We start from the raw sequence: 26,742 nt of genomic DNA, 5'->3' as shown, positions 1-26,742 counted from the left end.
GGCAAACATGATCCCCAGAATGTATCCGGGCAAACGCAGCTTCGAGCGCCGCATCGACGAGCGCACCGCCAAGGACATCGGCGACGCCCTGCGCGCGGACAGCGTCCAGGCAGCGGCGATGGCAATGGAACATCTGCAAGTCGACGTACAGGTGGCGCTGCGGGTGCTGGCCGGCACCAACGACGACCGCGGCGGCAAGCGGCGCGAGAACGGCCCCGGCACCTGAATCGTCAAGCTTCCCCTCTTTATTTTTCGAAGTCCTGCGCCGGCATTTGCCGGGCAGGACTTCGTTGCTTGAAGCCCCGTCTTTCGTTGACGTCCGCTAAGTTGCCAACTCAACAAGGCGCGATGATGAAACTTCAACAACGGAGGCAGATATGAGCTACCAATGGATCGACGATCACGGCCGCTCGCGTATTCCGCGCAGCGACACCCTGGGCGAACGCCGCACCGACCTCGTCACGGCGGAAAAGATCCGCGACGCGCTGCGAGCGCGCAGCGTCCACGCGGCGGCGCAGGCGCTGGAGCATCAGCATATCGATCTGGCGACGGCGCTGCGGGTGCTGGCCAAGCCCGAGTGGCGGCGGCAATGCGGGCAGTGAATCCGCCCCGACTGTTGCCAAACAATCTCCTTGGCTCTCCCCGCCCAGCCCTAACGCGGTAAAATGGCGCGCCCGGCCACCTGCCGGGCTTCAAATTGCCAAGCCATGAACGTCCCACACGAAATCAATGCCGCCGCGGCCAAGGCTCTTGCCACCGCCGAAAAACACACGCCGATGATGCAACAGTACCTCCGGATCAAGGGAGAGTACCCGACCATGCTGGTCTTCTACCGCATGGGCGACTTCTACGAGCTGTTCTTCGAGGACGCCGAGAAGGCCGCGCGCATCCTGGGCATCACGCTGACGGCACGCGGCAACTCGAACGGCAATCCGATCAAGATGGCGGGCGTGCCCTTCCACTCGCTCGACCCCTACCTGGCCAAGCTGGTCAAGCTGGGCGAGTCCTGCGCGATCTGCGAACAGATCGGCGATCCGGCCCTGTCCAAAGGGCCGGTCGAGCGCAAGGTGGTGCGCGTGGTCACGCCGGGCACCCTGACCGATTCGGACCTGCTGCCGGAGAAGGCCGAGCGTCCGCTGCTGGCCGTGTGCACGGTCCCGAACCGCAAGCAGGTGACCACCGGCCTGGCCTGGCTGTCGCTGGCCAGCGGCGCATTGAAGCTGATGGAGTTCACGGCGGATTCGAAGACCGCCGCCCTGCGCCTGGTGCAGGAACTGGAACGGATCGCACCGGCCGAAGTGCTGCGCGCGGACGCCAACGGCGGCGACATGTTCGAAGAGACCAGCATCGGCCACAACCAGCGCGTGCCCGAGTGGCATTTCGAAGTGGTGCACGGCCACAAGGCCCTGCTCGACCAGCTCGGCGTGTCGACCCTGAGCGGCTTCGGCGCGGACGGCCTCGGCGCCGCCTTCGGTGCGGCCGGCGCGCTGCTGCGCTACGCCCAGTCGACGCAGGGACGCGGCCTGCAGCACGTGAAGAGCCTGGCCGTCGAATCCGAGAGCGAATTCATCGGCCTCGATGCCGCCACCCGCCGCAACCTGGAACTGACCGAGACCATCCGCGGTACCGAAGCACCTACCCTGTTTTCGCTGCTGGACGGCTGCCGCACCGCGATGGGTTCGCGCCTGCTGCGCCACTGGCTGCACCATGCGAAGCGCGACCAGTCGGTGGCGCGCGGCCGCCACGAGGCGATCGCCGCGCTGGCCGAACACGATGCCATGGCCACCCTCTCGGGCACGCTGGCCCATGTGCCGGACGTCGAGCGCATCACCACCCGCATCGCCCTGCTGACCGTGCGCCCGCGCGACCTGGCCGCCCTGCGCGACGGCCTGAAACAGCTGCCGGTGCTGCGCGAGCAGGTGGCGCGCTGCTTCATCCCGGGCGACGCCAAGCTGCTGCGCGACATTCATGAAGCCATCGCGATCCCCGAGGATTGCCTGGACCTGCTGGCCCGCGCCATCGCCGAGGAACCGGCCGCCATGGTGCGCGACGGCGGCGTGTTCGCACGCGGCTTCGACGCCGAACTGGACGAGCTGCGCGCGCTGTCCGAGAACGCCGGTCAGTTCCTGGTCGATCTCGAGACCCGCGAACGCGCCCGCACCGGCATCGCCAACCTGCGCGTCGAGTACAACAAGGTGCATGGCTTCTACATCGAAGTCACCAACGGCCAGGCCGACAAGGTGCCCGAGGACTATCGCCGCCGCCAGACCCTCAAGAACTGCGAGCGCTACATCACGCCGGAACTGAAGGCCTTCGAAGACAAGGCCTTGTCTGCCCAGGACCGCGCCCTCTCGCGCGAGAAGCTGCTGTACGACCAGCTGCTCGGCGACCTGGCCCCGCACATCGTCTGCCTGCAGAAGGTCGCCGGCGGCATCGCCCAGGTCGACGCGCTTGTGGCGCTGGCTTCGCATGCGACGCGCAACAACTGGTGCCGTCCGCAGTTGGTGGATGCCCCTTGCCTGACCATCGTCGAGGGCCGCCATCCGGTGGTCGAGAACCAGATCGAGCGCTTCATCGCCAACGATTGCGCCCTGTCGAACGACAAGCGCCTGCTCCTGATTACCGGTCCGAACATGGGCGGTAAATCGACCTTCATGCGCCAGGTCGCCCTGATCACGCTGCTGGCCTACGTGGGCAGCTATGTTCCCGCGACCCTTGCTACCATCGGCCCGATCGACCGCATCTTCACCCGCATCGGCGCCTCCGACGACCTGGCCAACGGTCGCTCCACCTTCATGGTCGAGATGACGGAATCGGCGGCGATCCTGAACGGCGCCACCGAGCATTCGCTGGTGCTGATGGACGAAGTGGGCCGCGGCACCTCGACCTTCGACGGCCTGGCCCTGGCCTGGGCGATCGCGCGCCACCTGATCGACAGCAGCCGCAGCTTCACGCTGTTCGCGACCCACTATTTCGAGCTGACCCAGCTGCCGGAAGCCCATCCGAGCGCGGCCAACGTGCACCTGTCGGCGGTCGAGCACAAGGACAGCATCGTGTTCCTGCACGCGGTCCAGGACGGCCCGGCTTCGCAGAGCTACGGCCTGCAGGTGGCGCAACTGGCCGGCGTGCCGCCCGCGGTGATCCGCGCCGCGCGCAAGCACCTGGCGCGGCTGGAATCGCAGGCGCTGGACGCCACGCCCCAGCTCGACCTGTTCGCCGCACCGCCCTGCGACGATGCCGATGCCGAACCGGCGCCCACCACCGCGGCGCAAGCCATGGCAGCGGCGGCGCCGGCAGCCGAGGAGTCGCCCGCCCTGCTGCTGCTCGACACCATCGATCCGGATGCCCTGACCCCGCGCGAAGCGCTCGAGCGCCTGTACGAGCTCAAGCGCCTGGCCAGCGCATAATGCGCTTGACCGGTCCACGCGCGCGCCGGCGCATCGGCATCCTGCTGACCGCCTTGCTGGTCTCGGCCGGCGCGCTGGCGGCCAAGGATACGAAAGGCGCGAAAGCCACGAAGGAAGCCGACGAGGCGCACACCTTCGCGGTGATCGGCCACAGCTTCGCCGACGGCTTCGAAGGACGCCTGAAGCAGGCCCTGGACCAGAGCGACGACCAGTCGAGCGCCTTCATGGTGGTCACCGGCATCAAGGGCGTCAAGGAAGCCTGCAGCGACAAGGTCTACCAGCAGCGGCGCGAGCTGATCGGCGATGCGCGCCGGCCCGCCATCGTGGTGCCGGCCGCCAGCGACTGGACCGAGTGCCGCAACAGCGCCGGCCGCTCGAATGCGATCGAGCGCCTGAACCGCATGCGCGAACTGTTCTACGGCGAGCCGAAATCGCTGGGCGCGCGCAAGCTGCCGCTCACGCGCCAGTCGATGAGCCCGCGTTTTCGCAGCTATGCGGAGAATGCCCACTGGTCGGTCGGCAAGGTGCTGTACGCCACCCTCAACCTCCCGGCCAACAACAATCACTACCTGACGGAAGCGGGCCGCAACAGCGAATACGAAGACCGGCTGGTGGCCAACCGCTTCTGGCTGAACCGCCTGTTCACCATCGCCCGGCGCGACAAGGCGGAAGCCATCGTGCTGTTCAGCGAAGGCGACCTGAAGGCGCTGTCGCAGCCGACCGGCCTGCGCGCCCTGCTGCGCCGCGCGGTGCCGGACAACGACGGCTTTGCCGAGACGCGCCGCCAGGTGCTGGCGCTGGCGCAGAAATTCCCGGGCAAGGTGCTGCTGGTCGACGGCGCGCCGCTGGCCAAAGGGGCGAAGCCGGCGATCGAATGGCGCGGCAACCTGGGCCATCTATCGGTCGGGCATGACGAAATCGACGTCGCGGTGGATCCGGGGGCCAGGACCCTGTTCAAGGTGAGCGAGCTGGAAGATACCGGCGCGAAGGCCAGGCCGGAAAAGCAGGACAAACAGGACGACGGGCGTCATCCCAAGGCGGTCAAGGAAGCAGGCAAGGACAGCGCCAAATAAGTGCTCAATCGAGCAGAAAAAAGTGCGCAAATGAGCACGGACCGCGCGTTGCGGTCCGTTGCCGGGCCAGGCCGATCAGTTCAGTGGCTGGCTGCGGAAGTGGTCGCCTTCCTCGCCGTCGTCCATGTCGTCGTCATGGCCGTGGTGGTGGCCGTGAGCGCCGTGCACGTGACCGTGGGCGATTTCTTCCGCCGTGGCGGCGCGCACGTCGATGACCGACAGGTCGAAGCGCAGGGCCATGCCGGCCAGCGGGTGATTACCGTCGAGCACGACCTTGTCGTCCGCGATTTCGGTGACGGTGAAGATGGTCGGTTCGTCTTCGCCGCCCTCGGCAACGCCTTCGAACTGCATGCCGACTTCGAGCGGCTCCGGCAGGCGCGAACGCTCTTCGACTTTCAGCAGGGTCGGGTCGTAGTCGCCGAAGGCGTCTTCCGGCTCGATCTGGATGGTCGACGAGTAGCCCACTTCCTTGCCGTCCAGTTCCTCTTCGATCTTCGGCAGCGTGTTCTCGTAGCCGCCGTGCAGGTACACCATCGGCTGGGCGCCATCTTCGATCAGGTTGTTCTGGGCGTCGGACAGCTTGTAGTTGACCGATACTACCGTGTTCTGGGCAATCTTCATTGCGCTTCCTTTCGTGGATAAGGCTCGGATTATAACCCCGCTAACGCGGAAGCCTCGCAAACCTGCCGCGCGTTGCACTGTCGGCCTGCGATGCTCGCCGAAGCCTTCCGAGCACTGGTTATAATGTCGCATGAAAAAATTACAGCTCCTCGGGAACATTACTCCCGCCCAGTTTCTTCGTGATTACTGGCACAAGAAGCCGCTGCTGATCCGTCAGGCCATCCCCGGTTTCAAACCCCTGCTCAAATTCGACAAGCTGGCCGAACTGGCCAAGCTCAACCACGTCGAATCGCGCCTCGTCACCCAGACCGGCAAGCAATGGGACATGCAGCACGGCCCGCTCCAGGAACTGCCGCCGCGCAGCGAGCGCGAGTGGACCATGCTGGTCCAGGGCGTCAACCTGCACGATCCGAAAGCCGACGAACTCCTGCGCGAATTCCGCTTCGTACCGGACGCGCGCCTGGACGACCTGATGGTCAGCTTCGCCACCGACGGCGGCGGTGTCGGTCCCCACTTCGATTCCTACGACGTGTTCCTGCTGCAGGCCCAGGGCCGGCGCCGCTGGCGCATCGGCGCCCAGCAGGACCTGAGCCTGGTCGAGGGCCTGCCACTGAAGATCCTCGCCAACTTCGAACCGGAAGAGGAATTCGTGCTCGAGCCGGGCGACATGCTCTACCTGCCGCCCCACTACGCCCATGACGGCGTGGCCGAGGGCGAATGCATGACCTATTCGATCGGCTTCCGCTCCCCGTCCTTCCAGGAACTGGGCGAAGCCTTCCTGCAGTTCATGGCCGATTCGATCGACCTGCCGGGCCGCTACGCCGACCCGGAACTGCAGCCGGCCAGGAATCCGGCCGAGATCCCGAAGGACATGCTGAGCAGCATCACCGAAGAACTGAACAAGGTGCGCTGGGACGAGGAAGACGTCACCATCTTCCTGGGTGAATACCTGTCCGAACCCAAACACAATGTGTTCTTCACGCCGGTCGCCAAACCGCTGACCGTGGGCCGCTTCATGGAACAGGCCGCCAAGCGCGGGCTGAAGCTGTCGGCCAAGACCCTGATGCTCTACCGCGGCAAGCACGTGTTCATCAACGGCGAATCGTTTGCCGTTGGCCGTGCGGACAAAGCCGTGCTCGACGTGCTGGCAAACCAGCGCGGCCTTGACGGCGCGATGCTGGACCAGGCCTCCGATGACGTGCTGGAAGCGCTCCACACCTGGTATTCGGACGGCTGGCTGGAACTGGGTTGAAGGCGTAGACTGAGCACGATGGACATCCTGCGCTTCGACACCCGTGCCGAGTTCCAGCGCCAGCTGCGCGCGGTGCTGGAGCGGGCGCAGGCCTCGCTCGACATGTTCGATCCGGATTTCTCGCTATTCCCGCTGGGCGATCCGGATGTCGACACTACCCTGCGCCGCTTCTTTCTGGGCGGCGGCCGGTTGCGCCTGGCGATGCATGACAGCGCGCACACCGAGCGCCACTTTCCGCGCTTCCTGCGCCTGCTGCGCGACCACGGCCACCGGATCGAATGCCGGCTCACCGGGCGCGGCATCCGCCAGCTCACGGATTCCTTCTGCATCGCGGACGGCGTGCACCTCGTGCGGCGCTTCCACAGCGACCATTTACGGGGCGAAGCGGCGTTTGATGCGCCACAAGAAAGTGAAATCCCGCGTGAGCGTTTTGCGGCAATCTGGGAAGAATCGCAGCCGGGTTTGAGCCCGTCCACGACCGGGCTGTGAGCCGGTTTCCCTATGACACGCTAGCTGCACATTCGTGTTACAAGTTGATACAATATGAATGTTGTTGTTACCTCTAAACGTGCCATCCTGGCATGAGTTTTCTATTGCGATTCAGTAAATTTGGCTATAATATCGGGTTAGGAAGATTCCGTATCGAAATTCCTAACGAGCGATAATTACCGGTAATTATTCATCGCATTAGATGTACCTTACCTTTTGAATTTACTAAGGAAAAATCATGAAAAAATCTCTGCTGATCGTGTCCCTGCTGGCTGTTGCTCTGGCTGCTTGCAGCAAGAAAGAAGAAGCTCCTGCTGCTGCTCCGGCACCGGCTGCTGAAGCCACCGCTCCGGCTGCTGCTCCGGCCGCTCCGGCTGACGCCGCTGCAACCCCGGCCGCTCCGGCCGCTGCTGAGGCTGCTGCTTCGGCCGCTTCGGCTGCTGCTTCGGCCGCTTCGGCTGCTGCTGACGCTGCTGCCGCTGCTGCTGCTCCGGCTGCTTCGAAGTAATTCTGAATTGCTTCAGAAAAAAACCGGCCTGCGGGCCGGTTTTTTTACGCCTGTACTAGCCGAACACGTCATTTCCGCGAATGCGGGAATGACGCTTTGGAGTCAACAATAAAAAAACCGGCCAAAGGCCGGTCTTTCTTTGGGCTCGAACCCGATTACTTCAGCTCATCCGCCAGCAGCTTCAGGATCTTGGCACCGGTTTCCGAGGTCTCCGGCTTGCCGTCGTTGCTCTGGACGGTGATGTCGGTGGTGGTCGCGTTCGGGACCGCCGAGACCAGCACGCGGTAGCGCTGGGCTTCCTTGTTCTTGTCTTCGCTGCCGAACAGCTTGCTGAAGAAGCCTTCCTTGCTGGCCTTGTCCGGATCGACATAGCGCACGAAGTAAATGCCCTGCACGCGGTCGCGGTCTTCGACGGTGAAGCCGACGCGGTCGAGTGCCAGGCCGACGCGGCGCCATGCGCGGTCGAAGCCTTCGTCGACGACGACCTTGCCGTTTTCCAGCTTGGCGTGCTGGGCTTCCGGCGCGGCGCTGGCGACGGCCTCGGTGGCCTGCTTGACTTCCGCCGGCTTGATCTGGCCGGTCAGCTGGGCCATCAGGCGGCCCAGGAATTCGGCTTCCAGGCCCGGATCGCTCGGACGCGAGGTCCAGGTCGTGCTTTCCTTCTGCGGACCAACCAGCACTTCCTCTGCACCGCGGTGGCTGATGTAGATCTCGGTCGAGCCGTCCGGACGGCGCTCCAGGCGGGTGCGGTACTTGTCGCGCTCGCCGGTCGAGTAGGCCGAATCGAAGACCTTGCCGATGGTGCGGCGAATGATGTCTTGCGGGATCTTGGCGCGGTTCTCGGCCCAGTTGGTCTCCATGATGCCGGTCTGGAGGTTCTCGGATTCCACCGTGAAACCGACGCTCGGCCAGAAGGCCTGGAGCTGCGGCCACAGCTGTTCCGGGGTCTCCTTGACCACCAGCCAGCGCTGGTTGCCGGCGCGCTCGATGCGCACGGCATCGGTCGAGACCGGACCCACGGCGCCGTTCACGGCTGCCGGGCCGGCGGCCGGGGTGCCGCGTGCCTGCTGGAAGCCGGAAGCGGTGGCGATGCCGCGGCCGTCAGGCACGGCGTAGCGGTTGTCCTTCTGGAGTTGGGTCAGATCGGGCGGGATGTCCAGCGGCGCGGCTTTCTTGGCCGAGCGGTAGTCCACTTTATCCGATTCGAACACGGTCGTGCAGGCGGCCAGGCTGAGCGCCACGGTGGCCAGGGCGACGGTGCGGGCTGCGTGGTGAGTCTTGAACTTGCGATTCATCATGTCGTTCTGAGTCTGAAGCTATCAAAGGACGCCGGAGTCGCGCAACGCGGCGCGTACGGTGTCGTGGTATTGCGCGGACAGCGGCGCCAGCGGCAAACGCAGGCCCGCCGGCATCTTGCCCATTTCAGCCAGCGCCCATTTGACCGGGACCGGATTCGGTTCTACGAACAGCTTGCTGTGCAGCGACAGCACGCGGTTATTGATTTCCACAGCACGGGCAACCTGCCCCGCCATCGCCGCCTCGCACAGCTCGTGCATGGCGCGCGGTGCGACGTTGGCCGTCACCGAGATATTGCCGGCGCCGCCCATCAGCATCAGCGCCATCGCGGTCGGATCGTCGCCCGAATACACGCCGAAAGGCTTGCCGCCGGCGAATGAGCGATCGAGGTCGCGCAGCAGCTCGGCCCCGCGGCCGATGTTGCCGGTCGCATCCTTGATGCCGACGATGTTGTCGATCGGCGCCAGCCGCAGCACGGTCTCGTTGCTCATGTCCGCCACGGTTCGGCCCGGCACGTTGTACAGGATCACCGGCAGGTCGACCGCTTCCGCGATCGCCTTGAAGTGCCGGTACATGCCTTCCTGGGTCGGACGGTTGTAGTACGGAACCACCTGCAGCGAGGCGTCGGCGCCGACGTCCCTGGCATGGCGGGTCAGTGCGATCGCTTCGGCGGTCGAGTTACCGCCCGAACCGGCGATCACCGGAATACGGCCAGCGACGTGCTCGACCGTCAGCCTGATCAGTTCGCAGTGCTCTTCCGGGCTGACGGTGGCGGATTCGCCGGTCGTGCCGACGATGACGATGCCGTCCGTACCCTCCGCAACATGCCAGTCGATCAGTTTGCGGAGGCTGTCTTTGTCCAGACTGCCGTCTTCAAACATCGGAGTGACGATTGCTACTATGCTGCCCTTAATCATAATCAGTGGACCGTGCCGTTAATAAATAAAAATTCGATTGTACTGGATAGCCCGCGGTTATGGTTCATTACGCCTTAGATAAATGACCTCACTTATCGGACATTTACAGCTCAGTTACAAATTACCAGAAACCAAATTTGCCATGCCGGGATCGAAGGCCGGCCCCACCGCGCACAGGCGCTGTACGCGCGCAGGTTTCGGCGCATCGATGACGCCATCCTCGTAAGCCACCACGCGCAAGCCGCCGCGCGCGGCCAGTTCCAGCAACTCACCGGGATTCAGCAGGAAGTCCGGGTTCGACGGCTTGCCGAAGATTTCGTTCCCGTGGGCGAAAGTTTCGTAGATCAGCACCCCATCCGGCGCCAGCGCCGCGGCGATATCGCCGAACAGCGGGCGGTGCAGGTAGTTGGTGACGACGAGTCCCGCCAGGCTGCCCGGCGCGATGGGCCAGACCGCGCCCGGCGCTTCCAGGTCGTGTTGCAAGGTCACGATGCCCGGCCCTGCCGCGGCGGCCAGCGCCCCGGCATCGCGGTCGAGTGCGGTCACGGGATGGCCCAGGCCGGCAAACAGGCGTGCATGGCGGCCGCTGCCGCAGGCCAGGTCGAGCACCCGCCCGTTCGGCACCAGCGGCGCCCAGCGCGCCACCCATGGCGACACCTCGGACATACGCTCAGACATACGACAAGCCCATCGCTTCGCGCACGTCGCGCATGGTTTCCTGGGCCAGCTTGCGCGCCTTTTCGCAGCCGTCGGCGACGATGGCGCGCACCAGCGAAGGATCGTCCAGGTATTGCTGGGCGCGCTCGTGCATCGGCGCCTGCTCGGCCAGCACGGCTTCCACCACCGGCTGCTTGCACTCCAGGCAGCCGATGCCGGCGCTGGTGCAGCCCTTCATGACCCAGTCCCTGGTATCGCTGTCCGAATAAACCTCGTGCAGCTGCCACACCGGGCACTTGAGCGGATCGCCGGCGTCGCTGCGGCGCACACGCGCGGGGTCGGTCGGCATGGTGCGGATTTTCTTGGTGCTTGACGCCGGATCCTCGCGCAGCGAGATCGAATTGCCGTAGCTCTTGCTCATCTTGCGGCCGTCCAGGCCCGGCAGGCGGGACGCCTCGGTCAGCTTGACCTGGGGCTCGACCAGGATGATCTTGTGGCTGCCTTCGAGGTAGCCGAACAGGCGTTCCCGGTCGATGTTCGACAGGCTGCCGGCATCGATCAGCATGGCCTGCGCCTGTTCCAGCGCGGCGGCGTCGCCTTCCTGGCGGTAGGCGGTGCGCAGCTCGGTGTAGAGCCTGGCGCGCTTGCTGCCGAGCTTTTTCACGGCATCCAGCGCCTTCTGCTCGAAGCCCGGCTCCTTGCCATACAGGTGATTGAAGCGCCGCGCAATCTCTCGCATCATCTCGATGTGCGGGACCTGGTCCTCACCCACCGGCACCTGGGTCGCGCGGTAGATCAGCACGTCGGCCGCCTGCAGCAGCGGATAGCCGAGGAAGCCGTAGGTGGCGAGGTCGCGGTTGGCCAGGTTCTCGATCTGGTCTTTATAAGTCGGCACGCGCTCCAGCCAGCCCAGCGGCGTGGCCATCGACAGCAGCAGGTGCAGCTCGGCGTGCTCGGGCACGCGCGACTGGATGAAGATGGTGGCCTGGGACGGATCGATGCCGGCGGCGAGCCAGTCGATCACCATGTCCCAGGTGCTCTTTTCGATGATGCTCGGGTCGTCGTAATGCGTGGTCAGGGCATGCCAGTCGGCCACGAAGAACAGGCAAGGCAGTTCGGACTGCATGCGGATCCAGTTCTTCAGGGCTCCATGGTAATGGCCGAGGTGCATGTGCCCCGTCGGGCGCATGCCGGAAACGACACGATCGGGAAACATGGGCTTAGCCAAGCACGAGATTAAGCGGATAGACGATCAGCTGCAGCAGCAGGTTCGCCACCGCCATGATCGGCACCACCCAGTATGCCAGCAGCTTCAGCAGCATCAGGCCCAGCAGGATGAAGAAGCCGTAGGGCTCGATCTTCGCGTATTTATAGGCCAGCTTGTTCGGCAGCAGGCTGAAGACGATGCGGCCGCCGTCCATCGGCGGGATCGGCAGCAGGTTGAAGGCCAGCAGCACCAGGTTGGTGAGGACACCTGCCTTGGCAACCCGGTTCGGGAATGGTTCGGAGACGCCGAAGTATTCGAGGAAAATCCCGAGCAGCAGCCACAGCAGCGCCATGGCGAAGTTGGCGGCGGTGCCGGCCAGCGCCACGAAGGCCATGTCGCGCTTCGGGTTGCGCAGGCGGCCGTAGTCGATCGGCAGCGGCTTGGCGTAGCCGAAGGCAAAGCCGGAAACCAGATACAGCATGATCGGCAGGATCACGGTACCGAAAGGATCGATATGCGCCAGCGGGTTGGTGGTGACGCGTCCGGCGGCGAACGGCGTCATGTCTCCAAAATATTTTGCGGCATACGCCTGGGCGGCGTTGTGCATCGTGATCGCAAAAAGAACGGGCAGTGCATAGACTGCGAGGTTGCGTATGAGTTCATCCATAAAGGAGATTCTAACAGACGCCGCGGACGGGCCGGCCGTCAGGGCCGGCTAGAGGCCGAAGACGGCCGGATCGCCGCGGCCTGCGCGCAGCAGCACAGGCTCGTCGCCGGTCAGGTCGACGATGGTGGTTGGCTCGAGAGTGCCGGCGCCGCCGTCGATGATGAGGTCGAGCTGCTTGCCGAGGCGCTCCCTCACCTCTTCCGGATCGGACAGCATGTGGTCGTCCCCAGGCAGCTGCAGGGTGGTGCCGATCAGCGGCTCGCCCTGCTCTTCCAGCAGGGCCAGCAGGATCGGGCTCTCGGGCACGCGGATGCCGATCGTCTTGCGCGAAGGATGCGACAGGCGGCGCGGCACTTCATGGGTGGCGTCCAGGATCAGCGTGTAGGGGCCGGGCGTGACCGCCTTCAGCAGGCGGTACTGGCGGTTGTCGACGCGCGCATAGGTCGAGATTTCGGACAGGTCGCGCACCAGCAGGGTCAGGTGGTGCTTCTCGTCGACGCCGCGGATGCGGCGCAGCTTCTCGACCGCGCCCTTGTCGTCGAGGCGGCAGACCAGGGCATAGGCCGAGTCGGTCGGGACGGCGACGATGCCGCCCGACTGGATGATCTGGGCGGCCTGGCGGATCAGGCGCGGCTGCGGGTTTTCCGGATGGATCTCGAAGAATTGGCTCATCGTGCAAACCCCGGCTGTTGCAGGGTTTGCAGGGCCGCGATCCGTTCTTCCATCGGCGGGTGGGTGGCGAACAGGGCGCCCCAGCCACTGCCGCCGCCGGCAATACCGGAGGCCGCCATCGACTGCGGCAGGCCGCCGGCGTGGGTGCCGCCCAGGCGCATCAGCGCATGCTGCATCGGCAGCGGGCTGTTCAGCAGACGGGCCGAGCCGGCGTCCGCGCGGAACTCGCGCTGGCGCGAGAACCAGGCCACGATGATGGACGCAACCAGGCCGAACACGATCTGGCACACGAACACGGTAATGGCATAGCCGATGCCGGGACCGCGGTCGCTGTCGCCCCGGCGCAGCATGCTGTCGACGAAGAAGCCGACCACCCGCGCCAGGAACACGACGAAGGTGTTGACCACGCCCTGGATCAGGGTCAGCGTGACCATGTCGCCATTCGCCACGTGGGCGATCTCGTGGCCGAGCACGGCCTCGATCTCTTCATGGTTCATGCTTGCCAGCAGGCCGGTGGACACCGCCACCAGCGAGGAGTTCTTGAAGGCGCCGGTGGCGAAGGCGTTCGGCTCGCCGTCGTACACGGCCACTTCCGGCATCGCGATGCCGGCGCGCTCGGCCAGCGAACGCACGGTATTCAGCAGCCAGGCCTCGGTGCCGTTGCCCGGCTGTTCGATCACGCGCGCGCCGGTGCTCCACTTGGCCATCGGTTTGCTCATCAGGAGCGAGATGATCGAACCCGTGAAGCCGACCACCAGCGAGAATACCGCCAGGGCGCCGATGTTGAGACCGCCCGGCCCCACCGTGCGCCCGACGCCGAGGACGTTGAGCACGATGGTCAGCACGAGCACCACCGCAAGATTGGTGGCCAGGAACAGGATGACTCTTTTCATGAGATGAAGCCTCCTCTCAGAACCAGTCGTGCCACACCGGGGTCAGGCCCGCCGGCAGCGGCGCCAGCTTGTCGAATTCGACCCTCGCCTCGCCCGGCGCATGGAAATCGGTGCCGCGCGACGCCAGGAAGCCGTAGCGGCGCGCGGTCTCCGCATAGGTCTCGTACTGGTCCGGCGTGTGGCTGCCGGTGACGACTTCGATGGCATTGCCGCCCAGCTGCTTGAACTCGTCGAACAGCGCGCCCTCGGCCACCGGCGTGAAACGGTAGCGGCCCGGGTGGGCGATCACGGGAACGCCGCCGGCCTTGCGGATCCAGCCGACCGCCTCGGCCAGGCCGGCCCAGCGGTGCGGCACATAGCCGGGCTTGCCTTCGGTCAGGTATTTGCGGAACACCTCGGCGGTGCTGCCGCAGGCGCCGATCTCGACCAGGTAACGCGCGAAATGGGTGCGCGACAGCAGGTCGGGATTGCCGACGTACTTGAGCGCGCCCTCGTAGGCATTCGGAATGCCGGCGCGGTCGAGCTGGGTCGCGATCTCGCGGCCGCGCGCATCGCGCCCATGGCGGGTTGCCGCCAGGCCCTGCACCAGCGCGGGCTCGTCCTCGTTCACCTGCAGGCCGACCACGTGCACGGTTTCGCCGCCCCAGGTGACGGAAATCTCGACACCGGGCACGAAGCGCATGCCGAGCTCGCCGGCAGCCTGGCGCGCCGCCTTGATGCCGCCGACCTCGTCGTGGTCGGTCAGCGCCCAGACGTCGACCCCGCCCTTGCGGGCATAGGCAGCGACGGCGGCTGGCGCGAGTACGCCGTCGGAGACATTGGAATGGCAGTGGAGATCGACTTTCAGCATGCCTTCATTGTACCTGCATCGGGCGGTCACGATGCGTTACGCGTGGGCACTCCGTGCCCACGCCTTACCTCATACCGCCAGAAACTCTTCGATCATCCGCGCCAGCATTTCCGGCTGGTCATGATGCAGCATGTGGCCCGCATCCGGCATCATGCGCGGCGTCACCTTCGCCAGGTGGCCCATGCGGCGCTCGACTTCGCTGCGCGCCTCCTCCTTCGGTCCCATCCACAGCCACATATTCGTGTGCTCGGCCTCGACCCACAGCACCGGCGCCGTGACGCGGCGCCAGCAGGCCAGCACTTCCTCGATGCGGTACAGCAGCGGGCCGCGCATCTTGTGGGCCGGGTCGCCCAGGATCTCCCATTCGCCGTCGGCGTTCCGCGCTGCCCAGTGCGGCGCCAGGAAGGCGGCACGCTCCGCCGGCAGGCGCGGATTGGTCTTCCGCAGGCGCGACGCCACCTCCTCGAGGCTGGCGTAGGGACGCATGGCCGGCGGCGATTTGAGTTCGTCCAGCCAGGCGGCGTAGCGGCCCGGCGCCGATTCCGGGCGGGTCGCCGCCAGGCCGAAGCCTTCCAGGTTGATCAGGCGCGCCACGCGCTCCGGCCGGATGCCCGCGTACACGCTGACGATGTTGCCACCCATGCTGTGCCCCAGCAGCTTGACCGCCTCGCCCGGCGCGTAATGGTCGAGGATGGCGTCGAGATCCGCAAAGTAATCCGGGAACCAGTAGGTGTCCGTGCCCGGACGCTCGGTCAGGCCGAAGCCGCGCCAGTCGTGGGCGATGACGTGCCAGTCGCCCTGCAGGGCGTCGACCACGAACTGGAAGGAAGCCGACATGTCCATCCAGCCGTGGGCCATGAAGAGCTTGGGTGCGCCTTCCCGTCCCCAGTGCCGGACGTGGGTGCGCAGACCGCGGATGGTGAGGAATTCGGAACGGGAAGGAGTCATGACGAGCCTGCTTGAATGGTGGAAAATAGAACGACCGTTCAGATTATATGCCGAAAGCTTGATTTGCCGCTCACCGTCCCCATCTCTGCCCCTTGCCGGACGACAGCTGGCACGAGGGCGTAAAATAGCGGTATTACAACCCCTTTACTCTTCTGCGAGCACATCCATGGCAATCTACCAGCTGGGCGAGCATGCGCCCGAGATCGACGCTTCGAGCTATGTCGCCGATTCGGCCAACCTGATCGGCAAGGTGACGATCGAAGCGAAAGCCTCGGTCTGGGACGGCGTGACGATCCGCGGCGACAACGAGCGCATCACGGTCGGCGAGAACAGCAATGTACAGGAAGGCACGGTGATGCATACCGATATGGGCTATCCGCTCACGCTCGGCAAGAACGTCACCGTAGGCCACCAGGCCATGCTGCACGGCTGCACCGTCGGCGACGGCTCGCTGATCGGCATCCAGGCGGTCATCCTGAATGGCGCCAGGATCGGCAAGGCTTGCCTGGTCGGTGCGGGCGCCCTGGTCACCGAAGGGAAGGAATTCCCGGACCACTCGCTGATCCTCGGGACCCCGGCCAAGGTAGTGCGTACCCTCACGGAAGAAGACCTGCTCCGCCTGCAAGGCAATGCCGCCAGCTATGTCGAACGCGGCCAGCGCTTCAAGGCGGAGCTCAAGAAAATCGGATAAAGAATGACGACTGATACCAGCAAGGACATCCTGCAAAAATTCATCTTCGACAACGCCGCCGTGCGCGGCGAGCTGGTCGAGGTTTCCAAGGCCTGGGCCGAGATCCAGTCGCGCCACACCTACCCTAAGGCAGTGAAGAGTCTGCTGGGCGAGATGGTCGCAGCCAGCGCGCTGCTGTCGGCCAACCTGAAGTTCAACGGTTCAATCGTGATGCAGATCTTCGGCGACGGCCCGGTCAAGCTGCTGGTGGTCGAGTGCGACGCCGAGCTGCACCTGCGCGCCACCGCCAAGCTGAGCCCGGGCGCCGTGGTACCGGACACGGCTTCGGTCACCGAGCTGCTGAACGTCGGCGGCCAGGGCCGCTTCGTGATCACCCTCGATCCGAAGGACAAGGTGCCGGGCCAGCAGCCCTACCAGGGCGTGGTGCCGCTGCACGGCGAGGACATCGCCACCGTGATCGAGAACTACATGCTGCGCTCGGAACAGATGGACACCAAGCTGTGGCTGGCGGCCGACGACAAGGTCGCACGCGGCCTGCTGCTGCAGAAGCTGCCGCGCAACAGCGAGGTCGAAGGCCAGGTGGCCCAGGCGACCGAGGAAGAAGACATCGAGACCTGGAACCGCGCGCTGGCCCTGGGCGGCACCCTGAAGCAGGAGGAGCTGCTGAGCGTTGACGTGGAGACCCTGTTGAAGCGCCTGTTCTGGGAAGAGACGATCCGCGTGTTCGATCCGCTGCATCCGGAATTCCACTGCAGCTGCTCGCGCGAAAAGGTCGGCAATATGCTGAAGATGCTGGGCAAGGAAGAAGTCGATTCGGCCCTGCACGACCTCGGCCAGCTGGCCATCAACTGCGACTTCTGCGGCAAGCACTACGAGTTCGATGCGGTCGACTGCGCCCAGCTGTTCGCAGCCGACCTGACTGCCGACGCGATCGCGCCGGCCTCCGATGTGAAGCACTAAAAGGTCCGCATGCGCGACACGCCCCGCTCCGCCTTCCCGCATTTTTGCGAGATCGCTACCCGCTGGATGGACAACGACGTCTACGGCCACGTCAACAACGTCCATTACTACAGCTACTTCGATACGGCGGTGAACCGCTTCCTGATCGAACGGGGCGTGCTCGACATCCGTGGCGGCAAGACGGTCGGTTTCGTGGTCGAGACCGGCTGTTCCTATTTCCGCTCGATCGCCTTCCCGGACACCGTCCACGTGGGCGTGCGCGTGGCCAGGCTGGGCAACTCCAGCGTGCGCTACGAGATCGGCCTGTACCGCAACGACGACGAGCTGCCGGCGGCGGCCGGGCATTTCGTGCATGTTTATGTGGATCGGGAGAGCAACCGGCCGGTGCCGATTCCGGAAGAAACCAGGGCACTGCTCGGCACGCTTTCCTAGGGCGGGCTCTGCGAGCCCACGCGAACGCATGCATATCCATTTGTTGTTGCATTGACACATACATAATCCCCATACTTGGCAGCAATCCATCACCAAGGAGCTGCCATGCCGTCCCTGCGCCACCTCATCCTGCCCGCCCTGCTCGCGGGCCTGTCCCTGTCTTCCCAGGCCGCCGTCCACCAGGTCGACGTCGGCACGCCGCTGCCGCGCTTCGACCTGCTCAAGCCCGGCACCCACCACTATCTCCGCTACGTCAGGACGCTGGACGGCGCCAACACGCCGGTGGACATCTGGGCGCGCGAAGTGCGTTTCGATGAGCGCGACGGCAAGCGGCAACTGCACATCGTGCAGCGCTGGGATGGCGCGGCCGCTGCACCGGCCTCGCCAGGCTATGTCAGGAAGCTCGACTCCTGGTTCGACACCGCCACCTTCCGTCCGCTGAGCCACGTGCGCGTCACCGAGAAGGAGGGCAAGAAGGTGGTCGAAGGCTTCCTGTTCGCGCCGGACCGCGTGAGCGGCATGCAGGACCTGGCCGAGAACACGCAAAAGGCGCTGTCGGTCGCATCGGGCGAGCCGACCTTCAACTTCGAGACCGACATCGAATTCCTGCAGGCGCTGCCGCTGGCCGAAGGCTATGAAGCCAGCATCAATTTCTACCATCCGGGCGGGCCGGCGCCGAAACGCTACAACTTCAAGGTGGCGGGCTCCGAGCGCATCGCCGGACCGGGCGGCCCGATCGACTGCTGGGTGGTGACGACCGATTACGGCACGCCCGGCGCCGATGCGAAGTTCTGGTTCGCCAAGGGCAGCCAGGTGATGGTGCGCCAGGAAAGCGCGCCGCGCGACGGCAAGGTGATGGTCAAGGCCCTGATCGACTAAGAACCAATCCCAGCAGGGAATGAGTCGTTGCTGACGCGCCTGACAAGCGGGTGCTGCGTTGCTCGTCGTTGCATGGCGCGCCATGCGGCCTCCTCGCGCCTTGCCCGCGCTTGCCATGCTTCGTCATCAACTTCGCCCTCCCTACTGGGATTGGTTCTAAGAACCAGAAAGCGCTGTGTCGGAATTCCCTGAATCAAGAACGTGATTCCGGACAAGTTGAGCAACATCAATTGGTTTGAATCAACAATGCGGTCCAATGGCGGCCAGTGTACGAACCCGTGCACACCGTGCCGGGACAATGTCGCTTTTTTACAAAGGCGGCATTGGCCCGGTCAGTCGAATCCGTCGTTTTGGAGATCAGGATGAACAAGGCAGCACTCAAGGACACTTCGCATATTTTGCTCTCGCAGACACCGTACGGCGCCGCCCCGCTGCCGCGCAAGGTCGTCGCCCGCTACCCGATCGCGACCATCGGCTCGCGCACCAGCCGCGGCGGCGAGGTGGTACTGGCATCGAACGACCAGGTCGCCGACGATTACCGCATCGCCTGCGTCGGCGACCGCGTACGCTACCCGGACGGCAGCGAAAGCGTGATCACCTCGGGCGCCGGCCACGCATCGACCTTCGCCAACCGCCCGATCGCCCTGGTCGGCAGCCATGTCGCCAACGGCGACCGCATCGTCACCCGCGCCCAGAGCATCGGCGAAATCGTCGTCCTGGAAGGTGAGCCGGTGCCCGGCCTGCTGGAACCCGGCTACGTGCCGCCGCTGGCGGGCAGCGCCGCCTGAGCATCCGGCGCCCGGGCTGCCGTCGCCGGAGCGGCGTCGGCGGCTCAGGCCGGATTCGCCTTTCTGCTGATCTCGGCAAAGGTGACGATGTCGAGTGCGCCGGAAAACTCGATCACGTCGCCGCCCTTCACGCGCTCCGGATCGATCCTGAGGACCTTGCAGTTGCCGATGGTGGCGTCGGCCACCGATTTGCCGTCGATGAGGATGTCGCCGCCGGCGTCGAGGAAGCAGGCTTTAATGGCGTCGTGCTTGTCGCGCTTGAGGTGACGCAGGCGCTGGTTGAAGTAGGAAATCTTCCCCAGCAGCGTATCGATCTGCTGAGAGGCCTTGCCGAGGTCGGCGTAGCGGATGCGCTGGCCGGCGCCGACGCGCAGCGAAAAATACAGGTACAGGGGCTTGGTGGTCGGCTCCCTGAACAGGATGCTTCCCTCCTCCGTATATGCGGCCTCCAGGTCGGGCGGCACGAAATAGCCGCCGCGGCGCACCGGCACCGTCACGTCCACCGAGCGGCTGACGATGGCCACGCCCCACTTCTTGGGCAGGTAGGCGTCCTGTTCGACGTCGGACATCGACGGATAGCGTGCCCGCACCAGCACGTCGACCAGCCGCGGTTCCGGCGGCTGGTAGGACTGCAGCAGCCGGAAGCTGTCGATGAAGGGACGGTAGGGCAGCTCGCCGAATTTCCTCGATTCCTTGATCGTGACCGTGAACGCGGGCTTGGCCTCGGCCTCGGGCGCGGGCGCTTGCGGGGATGGCTCATGCTCCTGGGCCGCGCCATGGGCGGCGCCCAGGCAGGCCAGGATGCCGCACACGAGACGGGGAAGTGTCCAGAGGGGGACGAAATGCAAAAGGTCTCCTAAGCAATTGGCTTAAAGGAAACTATTGTATTTTAGAATGATTTAAACGTCACTTATTGGCGACTTAAAAGCGGGCGGCTTAAAAGCCAGCTCTGTCACGGCATGTGCAGGTCGATCACCTTCATGATCGCCAGCGTGGTGTCGAGGCTCATCTCGCCTGCGCGCATGGCGTCCGCGAGCTGGGCGCGCGGCAGGCTGGCGGCGGCTGCAAGCAGCGGCAGGCCGTCGGAGTCGGCCACCTTGGCCAGCGCCGCACTCATGGCGTCGGCATCCCCGCTTTCGAAGGCGGCGGCCAGGCAGGCGGCGACGGATTCCAGTGTGTTCAGGGTGTCGGACATGGGTTCAGTCGTCGGGCGGCTTTTGCGGTTTGGCGCCCTTGGCGCCCTTGGGTTCGCGCGGCGGCGGCGGCGGGGTCATCATGACCGCCGGCTTCTCGTCCTTGCGCAGCACCTGCACGAAGATCTCGTTCTGCTTGATCATGCCGAGTTCGTAGCGGGCACGCTCTTCGACGGCTTCGGTGCCGTCCTTCAGGTCGCGTACTTCGGACTCGAGCTTGGCGTTGCGCGCCTTCAGCTGGTCGGTGCGGGCGCGGCTGGCGGCGAGTGTGCGTTCCAGCTCGCCGACGTCGAGCCAGCCCCCTTTTCCCAGCCAGAGCGGGTACTGAATCAGCAGCAGCAAAGCGGCAAGGGCAAGGGTAATAATGCGCATGGTGAGGATGATGTAAAAATTCGGAAGACAATCCGGCCGGCCTTTGGCCGTGCGGAATGGCTCCCGAATCTTCGGCTACTGCATGACCCGATTACTTCAGGTTGTAGAACGCGTCGCGGCCCGGGTAGCTGGCGATGTCGCCCAGGTCTTCCTCGATGCGCAGCAACTGGTTGTACTTGGCCATGCGGTCCGAACGCGACATCGAGCCGGTCTTGATCTGCAGGGCGTTCAGGCCAACCGCGATGTCGGCGATGGTCGAGTCTTCGGTCTCGCCCGAACGGTGCGAGATCACGGCGGTGTAGCCTGCGCGCTTGGCCATCTCGATGGCGGCGAAGGTCTCGGTCAGGGTGCCGATCTGGTTGATCTTGATGAGGATCGAGTTGGCGATGCCCTTCTGGATGCCCTCTTTCAGGATCTTGGTGTTGGTGACGTACAGGTCGTCGCCCACCAGCTGCACCTGCTTGCCCAGGCGGTCGGTCAGGATCTTCCAGCCGTCCCAGTCGCCTTCGGCCATCGCGTCCTCGATCGAGATGATCGGGTACTTGTCGCACCAGGTGGCCAGCATGTTGGTGAAGTCGGTTGCCGAAAGCTGCAGGCCGCCTTCGCCTTCCAGCACGTACTTGCCGTCCTTGTAGAACTCGCTGGCGGCGCAGTCCAGGCCGATCGCGATCTGGGTGCCGGCTTCGTAGCCGGCCTGCTCGATCGCCTGCATGATCAGCTTGATCGCTTCTTCATGGTTGGCGACCGACGGAGCGAAGCCGCCTTCGTCGCCGACGGCGGTGTTCAGGCCCTTCGAGTGCAGGATCTTCTTCAGGGTGTGGAACACCTCGGCGCCGTAGCGGACCGCTTCCTTGAAGGACGGGGCGCCCACCGGGATGATCATGAATTCCTGGATGTCCAGGTTGTTGTCGGCGTGGGCGCCGCCGTTGATGACGTTCATCATCGGCACCGGCATCTGCATCGCGCCCGAACCGCCGAAGTAGCGGTACAGCGGCAGGCCGGCTTCTTCGGCGGCTGCCTTGGCCACGGCCATGGAGACGGCCAGCATCGCGTTCGCGCCCAGGCGGCTCTTGTTCTCGGTGCCGTCCAGGTCGATCAGGGTGCGGTCCAGGAATGCCTGTTCGTTGGCGTCCAGGCCCATGATGGCTTCGCTGATCTCGGTGTTGATGTTCTCGCAGGCCTGCAGCACGCCCTTGCCGAAGTAACGCTTCGGATCGCCGTCACGCAGCTCGATCGCTTCGCGCGAACCGGTCGATGCGCCCGACGGCACGGCGGCGCGGCCCATCACGCCAGATTCCAGCAGCACATCGCACTCGACGGTCGGATTGCCGCGCGAGTCGATGATTTCGCGGCCGATGATATCAACGATAGCACTCATGGTTCTCAGTCTCCAGAAAGTAAAGAAATCGTTACCCGTCGTTCCCGCGGAGGCGGGAACCCAAGTTTGCAAGAGCAGTCGAGATGCAAGCAGAACCTGGCCCCCCGCCTTCGCGGGGGCGACGTAATTTATACGTGCGTGTTCTTAATACGTGCAGCAGCTTATTCGAAGTTGGATTCGATAAAGCCAGCTTTTTTAACGATACGATCGATCTCGACCAGGGTCGTCAGCAATTCCTTCATGCGTCCCAGCGGCACCGCATTCGGACCGTCCGACAGCGCGCAGGCCGGGTTCGGGTGGGTCTCCATGAACAGGCCCGACACGCCGGCGGCCACCGCGGCGCGCGCCAGCACCGGCACGTGCTCGCGCTGGCCGCCGGACGAGGTGCCCTGGCCGCCCGGCAGCTGCACCGAGTGGGTCGCGTCGAACACGATCGGGCAGTTCGATTCGCGCATGATGGCGAGCGAGCGCATGTCCGACACCAGGTTGTTGTAGCCGAACGAGACGCCGCGTTCGCAGGCCATGAACTGGTCCGGCAGGCCCACTTCCGCAGCCGCCGCGCGCGCCTTGTCGATCACGTTCTTCATGTCGCCCGGCGCCAGGAACTGGCCCTTCTTGATGTTGACCGGCTTGCCCGAACGCGCGACGGCGTTGATGAAGTCGGTCTGGCGGCACAGGAAGGCCGGGGTCTGCAGGACGTCGACCACGCTGGCCACCATCGGAATCTCTTCCTCGGTGTGGACGTCGGTCAGGACCGGCACGCCGATCTCCTTGCGCACGTCGGCCAGGATCTCCAGGCCCTTCTCCATGCCCGGACCGCGGAACGATTTACCGGACGAGCGGTTGGCCTTGTCGAACGACGATTTATAGATGTACGGGATACCCAGCGCGCTGGTGATTTCCTTGAGCTGGCCGGCGACGTCCATCGCCATCTGGCGCGATTCGATCACGCAGGTACCGGCAATCAGGAAGATCGGCTGGTCGAGGCCGACTTCGAATCCGCAAAGCTTCATGCCACTTCTCCTTGCACGGCCGGGGTGTTCGCGGCCTGTTTGTTGTCGGCCTGGTGGACCAGGGCCGCCTTGATGAACGAGGTGAACAGCGGGTGGCCGTTACGCGGGGTCGACTTGAATTCCGGGTGGAACTGCACGCCGATGTACCACGGGTGGTTTTCGCGCGAGAGTTCCATGATCTCCAGCAGGTCTTCGTTCGGCGTACGGGCCGACACCACCAGGCCGGCCGCTTCGATCTTCGGCAGGTAGTAGTTGTTGCCTTCGTAGCGGTGACGGTGGCGCTCGGTCACGACGTTGCCGTAGATCTCGGCGGCCAGCGTGCCCGGATTCACCGCGCAGGTCTGGGCGCCCAGGCGCATGGTGCCGCCCAGGTCCGAATTCACGTCGCGCTTCTCGACCTTGCCGTCGTGGTTCTGCCACTCGGTAATCAAGGCGACGACCGGCTGGTCGGTTTCCGGATCGAACTCGGTCGAGTTGGCGTTCGGCAGGCCGGCCACATGGCGCGCGTATTCGATCAGCGCAACCTGCATGCCCAGGCAGATGCCGAGGTAAGGGATCTTGTTCTCGCGGGCATAGCGCGCGGCCATGATCTTGCCTTCCACGCCGCGCTTGCCGAAGCCGCCCGGCACCAGGATGGCGTCGTACTTGGCCAGGTGGGCGCAGCCGGTGCTCTCGATCTCTTCCGAGTCGATGTACTCGATGTTGACGCGGCTCTCGGTGTGGATGCCGGCGTGGCGCAGCGCCTCGGTCAGCGATTTATAGGACTCGATCAGGTCGACGTACTTGCCGACCATGCCGATGGTCACTTCGTGCTTCGGGTTTTCCAGCGTGTGGATCAGCTTGGTCCACATCGACAGGTCGGCCGGCGGCGCATCGATGCCCAGCGCTTCCAGGATGATGTCGTCCAGGCCCTGGTCGCACAGCACCTGCGGCACCTTGTAGATGGTGTCGACGTCCCACACGGAAATGACGGCCTGCTCTTCGACGTTGGCGAACAGCGAGATCTTCGCACGCTCGTCGTCCGGGATGCGGCGGTCGGCGCGGCACAGCAGCGCGTTCGGCGAAATGCCGATCTCGCGCAGTTTCTGTACCGAGTGCTGGGTCGGCTTGGTCTTGAGTTCGCCGGCGGAGGCGATCCAGGGCACCAGGGTCAGGTGGACGAAGGCCGCGCCCTTGCGGCCCGAGCGCAGCGACAGCTGGCGCGCGGCTTCCAGGAAGGGCAGCGACTCGATGTCGCCGACGGTGCCGCCGATCTCGACCAGCGCCACGTCCACGCCTTCGGCGCCGCGGCGGATGAAGTCCTGGATCTCGTTGGTGATGTGCGGGATCACCTGCACGGTCTTGCCGAGATACTCGCCGCGGCGTTCCTTGCGGATCACCGATTCATAGATCTGGCCGGTGGTGAAGTTGTTCACCTTGCGCATGCGGGTGCTGATGAAGCGCTCGTAGTGGCCGAGGTCGAGGTCGGTCTCGGCGCCATCGTCGGTGACGAACACTTCGCCGTGCTGGGTCGGGCTCATCGTGCCCGGGTCCACGTTGATGTACGGGTCGAGCTTCAGGAGGGTGACTTTGAGACCGCGCGATTCGAGGATCGCGGCGAGGGAAGCGGCCGCGATCCCTTTACCCAGGGAAGACACGACGCCGCCAGTGACGAATACGAATTTGGTCATTGTGCAGAAGGTGCCGAACGGCACGCGCGGGAAATTGAAATTATACCTTAATCCTGCAAATACTTCTTCAATACAACTTGGCAACTTCGGTAAAACCACGCTGCAGCGTTCAACTTGCATCCAGCTCGTCGTTCCTGCGTGTTGCAAAGCAACATCAATACCGCCTGGTGAAAGCCTTTTGTAACCTTGTGGCAGGTAAAATTTCCGCCAATAAATAACCAAATCAAGGATTGCAGTGGATTTCTTTACTAACTTAAATATCGGCAAGCGCCTCGGCGCCGGGTTTTCCCTGGTGATCGGACTGGCTGTCCTGATCGCCGTTGCCGGCATCTGGCGCCTGAATACGGTCGCCGACGCGACCAACGCCATGATGGCGGCGCCGCTGGCCAAGGAGCGCATGATGTCGGAATGGCACACCCAGACCTTTGCTGCGGTGCGCCGGACGGCGGCGATCGTCAAGAGCAACGACCCCAGCCTGGTCGAGTTCTTCAAGGCCGATGGCGCCAAGACCGCCGGCCGTACGACCGAGCTGATCAAGCAGATCGAACCGCTGCTCGAAGGCGAGAAGGAACATGCCCTGTTCGATCACATCAACGCACTGCGCAAGGCTTATACGGCGGCAAAGGACAAGGCGATCAAGTTGCGCGGGGCCGGCGATGCCGATGGCGCGGACCGGATCCTGAACCAGGAATACGTGCCCGCCGCCGATGCGTATGAGGGCGCCCTGGCCGACCTGGTCAAGATGCAGCAGCAGCGCATCGATGCCATCGCCGCGGACATCAAGGCCGACAACCAGGGCGGCATCCGCATGATCGTCATCCTCACCGCGGTGGTGGTGGCGCTTGGCGCGATCTGTTCCTCGCTGCTCACCCGCGGCATCGTGCTGCCGATCCGCCAGGCGGTCGGCGTGGCCGAACTGGTTGCCGCCGGCGACCTGACCCAGCATATCGAAAGCCGCTCGAACGACGAGACCGGCGCCCTGCTGCGCGCCCTGCGCCACATGAACGACAGCCTGGTGGGCATCGTCAGCCAGGTCCGCGGCGGCACCGACACCATCGCCACCGCCTCGCGCGAGATCAGCGCCGGCAATCTCGACCTCTCGGCCCGCACCGAACAGCAGGCCGGCTCCCTGGAAGAAACGGCGGCCTCGATGGAAGAGCTGACCACCACCGTGCGCCGGAACGCCGACAACGCGCGCCAGGCCAACCACCTTGCGATCACGGCTTCCGAAGTCGCGACCCAGGGCGGCGCCGTGGTCGGCGAAGTCGTCACCACCATGGGCGAGATCAATGATTCGGCCAAGCGCATCGTCGACATCATCGGCGTCATCGACGGCATCGCCTTCCAGACCAATATCCTGGCGCTGAACGCGGCCGTGGAAGCGGCCCGCGCAGGCGAACAGGGCCGCGGTTTTGCGGTCGTGGCCTCGGAGGTGCGCAACCTGGCCCAGCGCTCGGCTGCGGCCGCCAGGGAAATCAAGGAACTGATCACGGCCTCGGTGGCCAAGGTCGACACCGGCGCCAGGCTGGTCGACCAGGCCGGTGCCACCATGGAACAGGTGGTGAGCAGCATCCGCCGCGTGACCGACATCATGGGCGAGATCACCAGCGCCAGCCAGGAACAGACCGGTGGCATCGAGCACGTCAACCAGGCCATCGGCCAGATGGACCAGGTGACCCAGCAAAACGCGGCCCTGGTCGAAGAAGCGGCGGCGGCGGCCGCCTCGATGCAGGACCAGGCCGCCAGGCTGGCCGAGGTGGTCAGCGTGTTCAGGCTGGAGCACGCACAGCGCAATACGGGGCCGGCGGCGTCAGCCAGGCGTCCGGCATTGACCGCCTGAGACCCTCCTCCGGCTTGACAGATTTTTATCGGCTGTTGGGCCGGCGCCGCACAATGTTGCAAAAATGTT

General features: G+C 64.8%; 29 protein-coding genes. 13 read left to right on the top strand and 16 right to left on the bottom strand.

Features of this window, described 5'->3' with window-relative positions:
• Positions 1–7 precede the first annotated feature (7 nt).
• From AB4Z32_RS19450 to AB4Z32_RS19435, 4 genes are all read left to right on the top strand, one after another.
• Positions 8–226, top strand: coding sequence for a hypothetical protein (locus AB4Z32_RS19450; RefSeq protein WP_442123511.1), 219 nt, complete (start codon positions 8–10; stop codon positions 224–226).
• 151 nt (positions 227–377) lie between these two features.
• Positions 378–602 carry a hypothetical protein gene (locus AB4Z32_RS19445; RefSeq protein ID WP_442123510.1) on the top strand — a complete coding sequence of 75 codons (225 nt, stop codon included), beginning with the start codon at positions 378–380 and terminating at the stop codon, positions 600–602.
• A 105-nt stretch (positions 603–707) separates the two neighbouring features.
• Positions 708–3,407: a DNA mismatch repair protein MutS gene (mutS, locus tag AB4Z32_RS19440; RefSeq protein ID WP_442123509.1), complete on the top strand. Its 2,700-nt coding sequence runs from the start codon at positions 708–710 to the stop codon at positions 3,405–3,407.
• A 5-nt stretch (positions 3,408–3,412) separates the two neighbouring features.
• The gene (locus AB4Z32_RS19435) at positions 3,413–4,480 is read left to right on the top strand and encodes a hypothetical protein (protein WP_442123508.1); all 1,068 of its coding nucleotides are present in this window, start codon (positions 3,413–3,415) and stop codon (positions 4,478–4,480) included.
• A 75-nt stretch (positions 4,481–4,555) separates the two neighbouring features.
• On the opposite strand, the gene AB4Z32_RS19430 is transcribed toward AB4Z32_RS19435, so the two are convergent.
• A complete protein-coding gene (locus tag AB4Z32_RS19430) occupies positions 4,556–5,101 on the bottom strand; it encodes an FKBP-type peptidyl-prolyl cis-trans isomerase (protein WP_442123507.1) in 546 nt (181 codons plus the stop codon).
• A gap of 130 nt (positions 5,102–5,231) precedes the next feature.
• Between AB4Z32_RS19430 and AB4Z32_RS19425 the strand changes: the two genes are divergently transcribed.
• The 3 genes from AB4Z32_RS19425 to AB4Z32_RS19415 all read left to right on the top strand — a co-directional run bounded on the left by AB4Z32_RS19425 (position 5,232) and on the right by AB4Z32_RS19415 (position 7,350).
• Positions 5,232–6,353, top strand: a complete 1,122-nt coding sequence (locus tag AB4Z32_RS19425) for a ribosomal protein uL16 3-hydroxylase (protein WP_442123506.1) — start codon at positions 5,232–5,234, stop codon at positions 6,351–6,353.
• An 18-nt stretch (positions 6,354–6,371) separates the two neighbouring features.
• Positions 6,372–6,842, top strand: a complete 471-nt coding sequence (locus tag AB4Z32_RS19420) for a DUF7931 domain-containing protein (RefSeq protein WP_442123505.1) — start codon at positions 6,372–6,374, stop codon at positions 6,840–6,842.
• Positions 6,843–7,080: 238 nt separating this feature from the next.
• A complete protein-coding gene (locus AB4Z32_RS19415; RefSeq protein ID WP_442123504.1) occupies positions 7,081–7,350 on the top strand; it encodes a hypothetical protein in 270 nt (89 codons plus the stop codon).
• 155 nt (positions 7,351–7,505) lie between these two features.
• On the opposite strand, the gene bamC is transcribed toward AB4Z32_RS19415, so the two are convergent.
• From bamC to AB4Z32_RS19370, 9 genes are all read right to left on the bottom strand, one after another.
• Positions 7,506–8,645: an outer membrane protein assembly factor BamC gene (gene bamC, locus AB4Z32_RS19410; protein ID WP_442123541.1), complete on the bottom strand. Its 1,140-nt coding sequence runs from the start codon at positions 8,643–8,645 to the stop codon at positions 7,506–7,508.
• Between the two features lie 24 nt (positions 8,646–8,669).
• The gene (gene dapA / locus AB4Z32_RS19405; protein ID WP_442123503.1) at positions 8,670–9,563 is read right to left on the bottom strand and encodes a 4-hydroxy-tetrahydrodipicolinate synthase; all 894 of its coding nucleotides are present in this window, start codon (positions 9,561–9,563) and stop codon (positions 8,670–8,672) included.
• Between the two features lie 114 nt (positions 9,564–9,677).
• Complete coding sequence (locus AB4Z32_RS19400) at positions 9,678–10,241, bottom strand: class I SAM-dependent methyltransferase (protein WP_442123502.1); 564 nt, start codon at positions 10,239–10,241, stop codon at positions 9,678–9,680.
• Positions 10,234–11,436, bottom strand: a complete 1,203-nt coding sequence (locus AB4Z32_RS19395) for a tryptophan--tRNA ligase (RefSeq protein WP_442123501.1) — start codon at positions 11,434–11,436, stop codon at positions 10,234–10,236. Before AB4Z32_RS19395 ends, AB4Z32_RS19400 begins: the two co-directional genes overlap by 8 nt.
• A 4-nt stretch (positions 11,437–11,440) precedes the next feature.
• Positions 11,441–12,094 (bottom strand): site-2 protease family protein, encoded by a 654-nt coding sequence (locus tag AB4Z32_RS19390; RefSeq protein WP_442123500.1) that lies wholly within the window; start codon positions 12,092–12,094, stop codon positions 11,441–11,443.
• A 48-nt stretch (positions 12,095–12,142) separates the two neighbouring features.
• The gene (locus tag AB4Z32_RS19385; protein ID WP_442123499.1) at positions 12,143–12,766 is read right to left on the bottom strand and encodes an L-threonylcarbamoyladenylate synthase; all 624 of its coding nucleotides are present in this window, start codon (positions 12,764–12,766) and stop codon (positions 12,143–12,145) included.
• Positions 12,763–13,659: a protease HtpX gene (gene htpX / locus AB4Z32_RS19380; RefSeq protein ID WP_442123498.1), complete on the bottom strand. Its 897-nt coding sequence runs from the start codon at positions 13,657–13,659 to the stop codon at positions 12,763–12,765. Before htpX ends, AB4Z32_RS19385 begins: the two co-directional genes overlap by 4 nt.
• Before the next feature lie 16 nt (positions 13,660–13,675).
• A complete protein-coding gene (locus AB4Z32_RS19375) occupies positions 13,676–14,509 on the bottom strand; it encodes a 3',5'-nucleoside bisphosphate phosphatase (RefSeq protein WP_442123497.1) in 834 nt (277 codons plus the stop codon).
• 69 nt (positions 14,510–14,578) lie between these two features.
• Positions 14,579–15,457, bottom strand: a complete 879-nt coding sequence (locus AB4Z32_RS19370; RefSeq protein WP_442123496.1) for an alpha/beta fold hydrolase — start codon at positions 15,455–15,457, stop codon at positions 14,579–14,581.
• Between the two features lie 166 nt (positions 15,458–15,623).
• Between AB4Z32_RS19370 and AB4Z32_RS19365 the strand changes: the two genes are divergently transcribed.
• From AB4Z32_RS19365 to AB4Z32_RS19345, 5 genes are all read left to right on the top strand, one after another.
• Positions 15,624–16,148 (top strand): gamma carbonic anhydrase family protein, encoded by a 525-nt coding sequence (locus tag AB4Z32_RS19365; RefSeq protein ID WP_442123495.1) that lies wholly within the window; start codon positions 15,624–15,626, stop codon positions 16,146–16,148.
• A gap of 3 nt (positions 16,149–16,151) precedes the next feature.
• Positions 16,152–17,108 (top strand): Hsp33 family molecular chaperone HslO, encoded by a 957-nt coding sequence (gene hslO / locus AB4Z32_RS19360; RefSeq protein WP_442123494.1) that lies wholly within the window; start codon positions 16,152–16,154, stop codon positions 17,106–17,108.
• A gap of 9 nt (positions 17,109–17,117) precedes the next feature.
• Positions 17,118–17,540 (top strand): acyl-CoA thioesterase, encoded by a 423-nt coding sequence (locus AB4Z32_RS19355; RefSeq protein WP_442123493.1) that lies wholly within the window; start codon positions 17,118–17,120, stop codon positions 17,538–17,540.
• Positions 17,541–17,645: 105 nt separating this feature from the next.
• Entirely contained in the window at positions 17,646–18,419 is a 774-nt protein-coding gene (locus AB4Z32_RS19350) for a DUF3108 domain-containing protein (protein WP_442123492.1), read from the top strand.
• A gap of 362 nt (positions 18,420–18,781) precedes the next feature.
• The gene (locus AB4Z32_RS19345) at positions 18,782–19,207 is read left to right on the top strand and encodes a PAAR domain-containing protein (RefSeq protein ID WP_442123491.1); all 426 of its coding nucleotides are present in this window, start codon (positions 18,782–18,784) and stop codon (positions 19,205–19,207) included.
• Between the two features lie 44 nt (positions 19,208–19,251).
• Here the strand turns inward: AB4Z32_RS19345 and AB4Z32_RS19340 are convergent, their stop codons facing one another.
• From AB4Z32_RS19340 to AB4Z32_RS19315, 6 genes are all read right to left on the bottom strand, one after another.
• Entirely contained in the window at positions 19,252–20,055 is an 804-nt protein-coding gene (locus tag AB4Z32_RS19340; RefSeq protein WP_442123490.1) for a hypothetical protein, read from the bottom strand.
• Between the two features lie 104 nt (positions 20,056–20,159).
• Complete coding sequence (locus AB4Z32_RS19335; RefSeq protein WP_442123489.1) at positions 20,160–20,402, bottom strand: hypothetical protein; 243 nt, start codon at positions 20,400–20,402, stop codon at positions 20,160–20,162.
• Between the two features lie 4 nt (positions 20,403–20,406).
• Entirely contained in the window at positions 20,407–20,772 is a 366-nt protein-coding gene (gene ftsB / locus AB4Z32_RS19330; protein WP_442123488.1) for a cell division protein FtsB, read from the bottom strand.
• 91 nt (positions 20,773–20,863) lie between these two features.
• Positions 20,864–22,150 (bottom strand): phosphopyruvate hydratase, encoded by a 1,287-nt coding sequence (gene eno / locus AB4Z32_RS19325; RefSeq protein ID WP_442123487.1) that lies wholly within the window; start codon positions 22,148–22,150, stop codon positions 20,864–20,866.
• A gap of 161 nt (positions 22,151–22,311) precedes the next feature.
• Positions 22,312–23,163 (bottom strand): 3-deoxy-8-phosphooctulonate synthase, encoded by an 852-nt coding sequence (gene kdsA / locus AB4Z32_RS19320; RefSeq protein ID WP_442123486.1) that lies wholly within the window; start codon positions 23,161–23,163, stop codon positions 22,312–22,314.
• Positions 23,160–24,833: a CTP synthase gene (locus AB4Z32_RS19315; RefSeq protein WP_442123485.1), complete on the bottom strand. Its 1,674-nt coding sequence runs from the start codon at positions 24,831–24,833 to the stop codon at positions 23,160–23,162. The genes kdsA and AB4Z32_RS19315 overlap by 4 nt, the downstream gene beginning before the upstream one ends.
• 235 nt (positions 24,834–25,068) lie before the next feature.
• Between AB4Z32_RS19315 and AB4Z32_RS19310 the strand changes: the two genes are divergently transcribed.
• Entirely contained in the window at positions 25,069–26,673 is a 1,605-nt protein-coding gene (locus tag AB4Z32_RS19310; protein WP_442123484.1) for a methyl-accepting chemotaxis protein, read from the top strand.
• Positions 26,674–26,742: the final 69 nt, after the last annotated feature.

Source organism: Massilia sp. 2TAF26 (assembly GCF_052115005.1).
Taxonomy (GTDB): domain Bacteria; phylum Pseudomonadota; class Gammaproteobacteria; order Burkholderiales; family Burkholderiaceae_D; genus Telluria.
The sequence above is the reverse complement of the archived record's forward strand: the minus strand, read 5'-3'. Positions and strand labels throughout refer to the sequence as shown.

Coding starts and splice junctions, on each gene's coding strand:
- AB4Z32_RS19395 (WP_442123501.1), bottom strand. CDS start 11,436: ATGTTTCCCGATCGTGTCGTTTCCGGCATGCGCCCGACGGGGCACATG.
- eno (WP_442123487.1), bottom strand. CDS start 22,150: ATGAGTGCTATCGTTGATATCATCGGCCGCGAAATCATCGACTCGCGC.
- mutS (WP_442123509.1), top strand. CDS start 708: ATGAACGTCCCACACGAAATCAATGCCGCCGCGGCCAAGGCTCTTGCC.
- AB4Z32_RS19400 (WP_442123502.1), bottom strand. CDS start 10,241: ATGTCTGAGCGTATGTCCGAGGTGTCGCCATGGGTGGCGCGCTGGGCG.
- AB4Z32_RS19355 (WP_442123493.1), top strand. CDS start 17,118: ATGCGCGACACGCCCCGCTCCGCCTTCCCGCATTTTTGCGAGATCGCT.
- AB4Z32_RS19390 (WP_442123500.1), bottom strand. CDS start 12,094: ATGGATGAACTCATACGCAACCTCGCAGTCTATGCACTGCCCGTTCTT.
- AB4Z32_RS19425 (WP_442123506.1), top strand. CDS start 5,232: ATGAAAAAATTACAGCTCCTCGGGAACATTACTCCCGCCCAGTTTCTT.
- ftsB (WP_442123488.1), bottom strand. CDS start 20,772: ATGCGCATTATTACCCTTGCCCTTGCCGCTTTGCTGCTGCTGATTCAG.
- AB4Z32_RS19350 (WP_442123492.1), top strand. CDS start 17,646: ATGCCGTCCCTGCGCCACCTCATCCTGCCCGCCCTGCTCGCGGGCCTG.
- AB4Z32_RS19345 (WP_442123491.1), top strand. CDS start 18,782: ATGAACAAGGCAGCACTCAAGGACACTTCGCATATTTTGCTCTCGCAG.
- kdsA (WP_442123486.1), bottom strand. CDS start 23,163: ATGAAGCTTTGCGGATTCGAAGTCGGCCTCGACCAGCCGATCTTCCTG.
- htpX (WP_442123498.1), bottom strand. CDS start 13,659: ATGAAAAGAGTCATCCTGTTCCTGGCCACCAATCTTGCGGTGGTGCTC.
- AB4Z32_RS19370 (WP_442123496.1), bottom strand. CDS start 15,457: ATGACTCCTTCCCGTTCCGAATTCCTCACCATCCGCGGTCTGCGCACC.
- AB4Z32_RS19365 (WP_442123495.1), top strand. CDS start 15,624: ATGGCAATCTACCAGCTGGGCGAGCATGCGCCCGAGATCGACGCTTCG.
- AB4Z32_RS19315 (WP_442123485.1), bottom strand. CDS start 24,833: ATGACCAAATTCGTATTCGTCACTGGCGGCGTCGTGTCTTCCCTGGGT.
- AB4Z32_RS19430 (WP_442123507.1), bottom strand. CDS start 5,101: ATGAAGATTGCCCAGAACACGGTAGTATCGGTCAACTACAAGCTGTCC.
- hslO (WP_442123494.1), top strand. CDS start 16,152: ATGACGACTGATACCAGCAAGGACATCCTGCAAAAATTCATCTTCGAC.
- AB4Z32_RS19385 (WP_442123499.1), bottom strand. CDS start 12,766: ATGAGCCAATTCTTCGAGATCCATCCGGAAAACCCGCAGCCGCGCCTG.
- AB4Z32_RS19450 (WP_442123511.1), top strand. CDS start 8: ATGATCCCCAGAATGTATCCGGGCAAACGCAGCTTCGAGCGCCGCATC.
- dapA (WP_442123503.1), bottom strand. CDS start 9,563: ATGATTAAGGGCAGCATAGTAGCAATCGTCACTCCGATGTTTGAAGAC.
- AB4Z32_RS19375 (WP_442123497.1), bottom strand. CDS start 14,509: ATGCTGAAAGTCGATCTCCACTGCCATTCCAATGTCTCCGACGGCGTA.
- AB4Z32_RS19415 (WP_442123504.1), top strand. CDS start 7,081: ATGAAAAAATCTCTGCTGATCGTGTCCCTGCTGGCTGTTGCTCTGGCT.
- bamC (WP_442123541.1), bottom strand. CDS start 8,645: ATGAATCGCAAGTTCAAGACTCACCACGCAGCCCGCACCGTCGCCCTG.
- AB4Z32_RS19420 (WP_442123505.1), top strand. CDS start 6,372: ATGGACATCCTGCGCTTCGACACCCGTGCCGAGTTCCAGCGCCAGCTG.
- AB4Z32_RS19445 (WP_442123510.1), top strand. CDS start 378: ATGAGCTACCAATGGATCGACGATCACGGCCGCTCGCGTATTCCGCGC.
- AB4Z32_RS19335 (WP_442123489.1), bottom strand. CDS start 20,402: ATGTCCGACACCCTGAACACACTGGAATCCGTCGCCGCCTGCCTGGCC.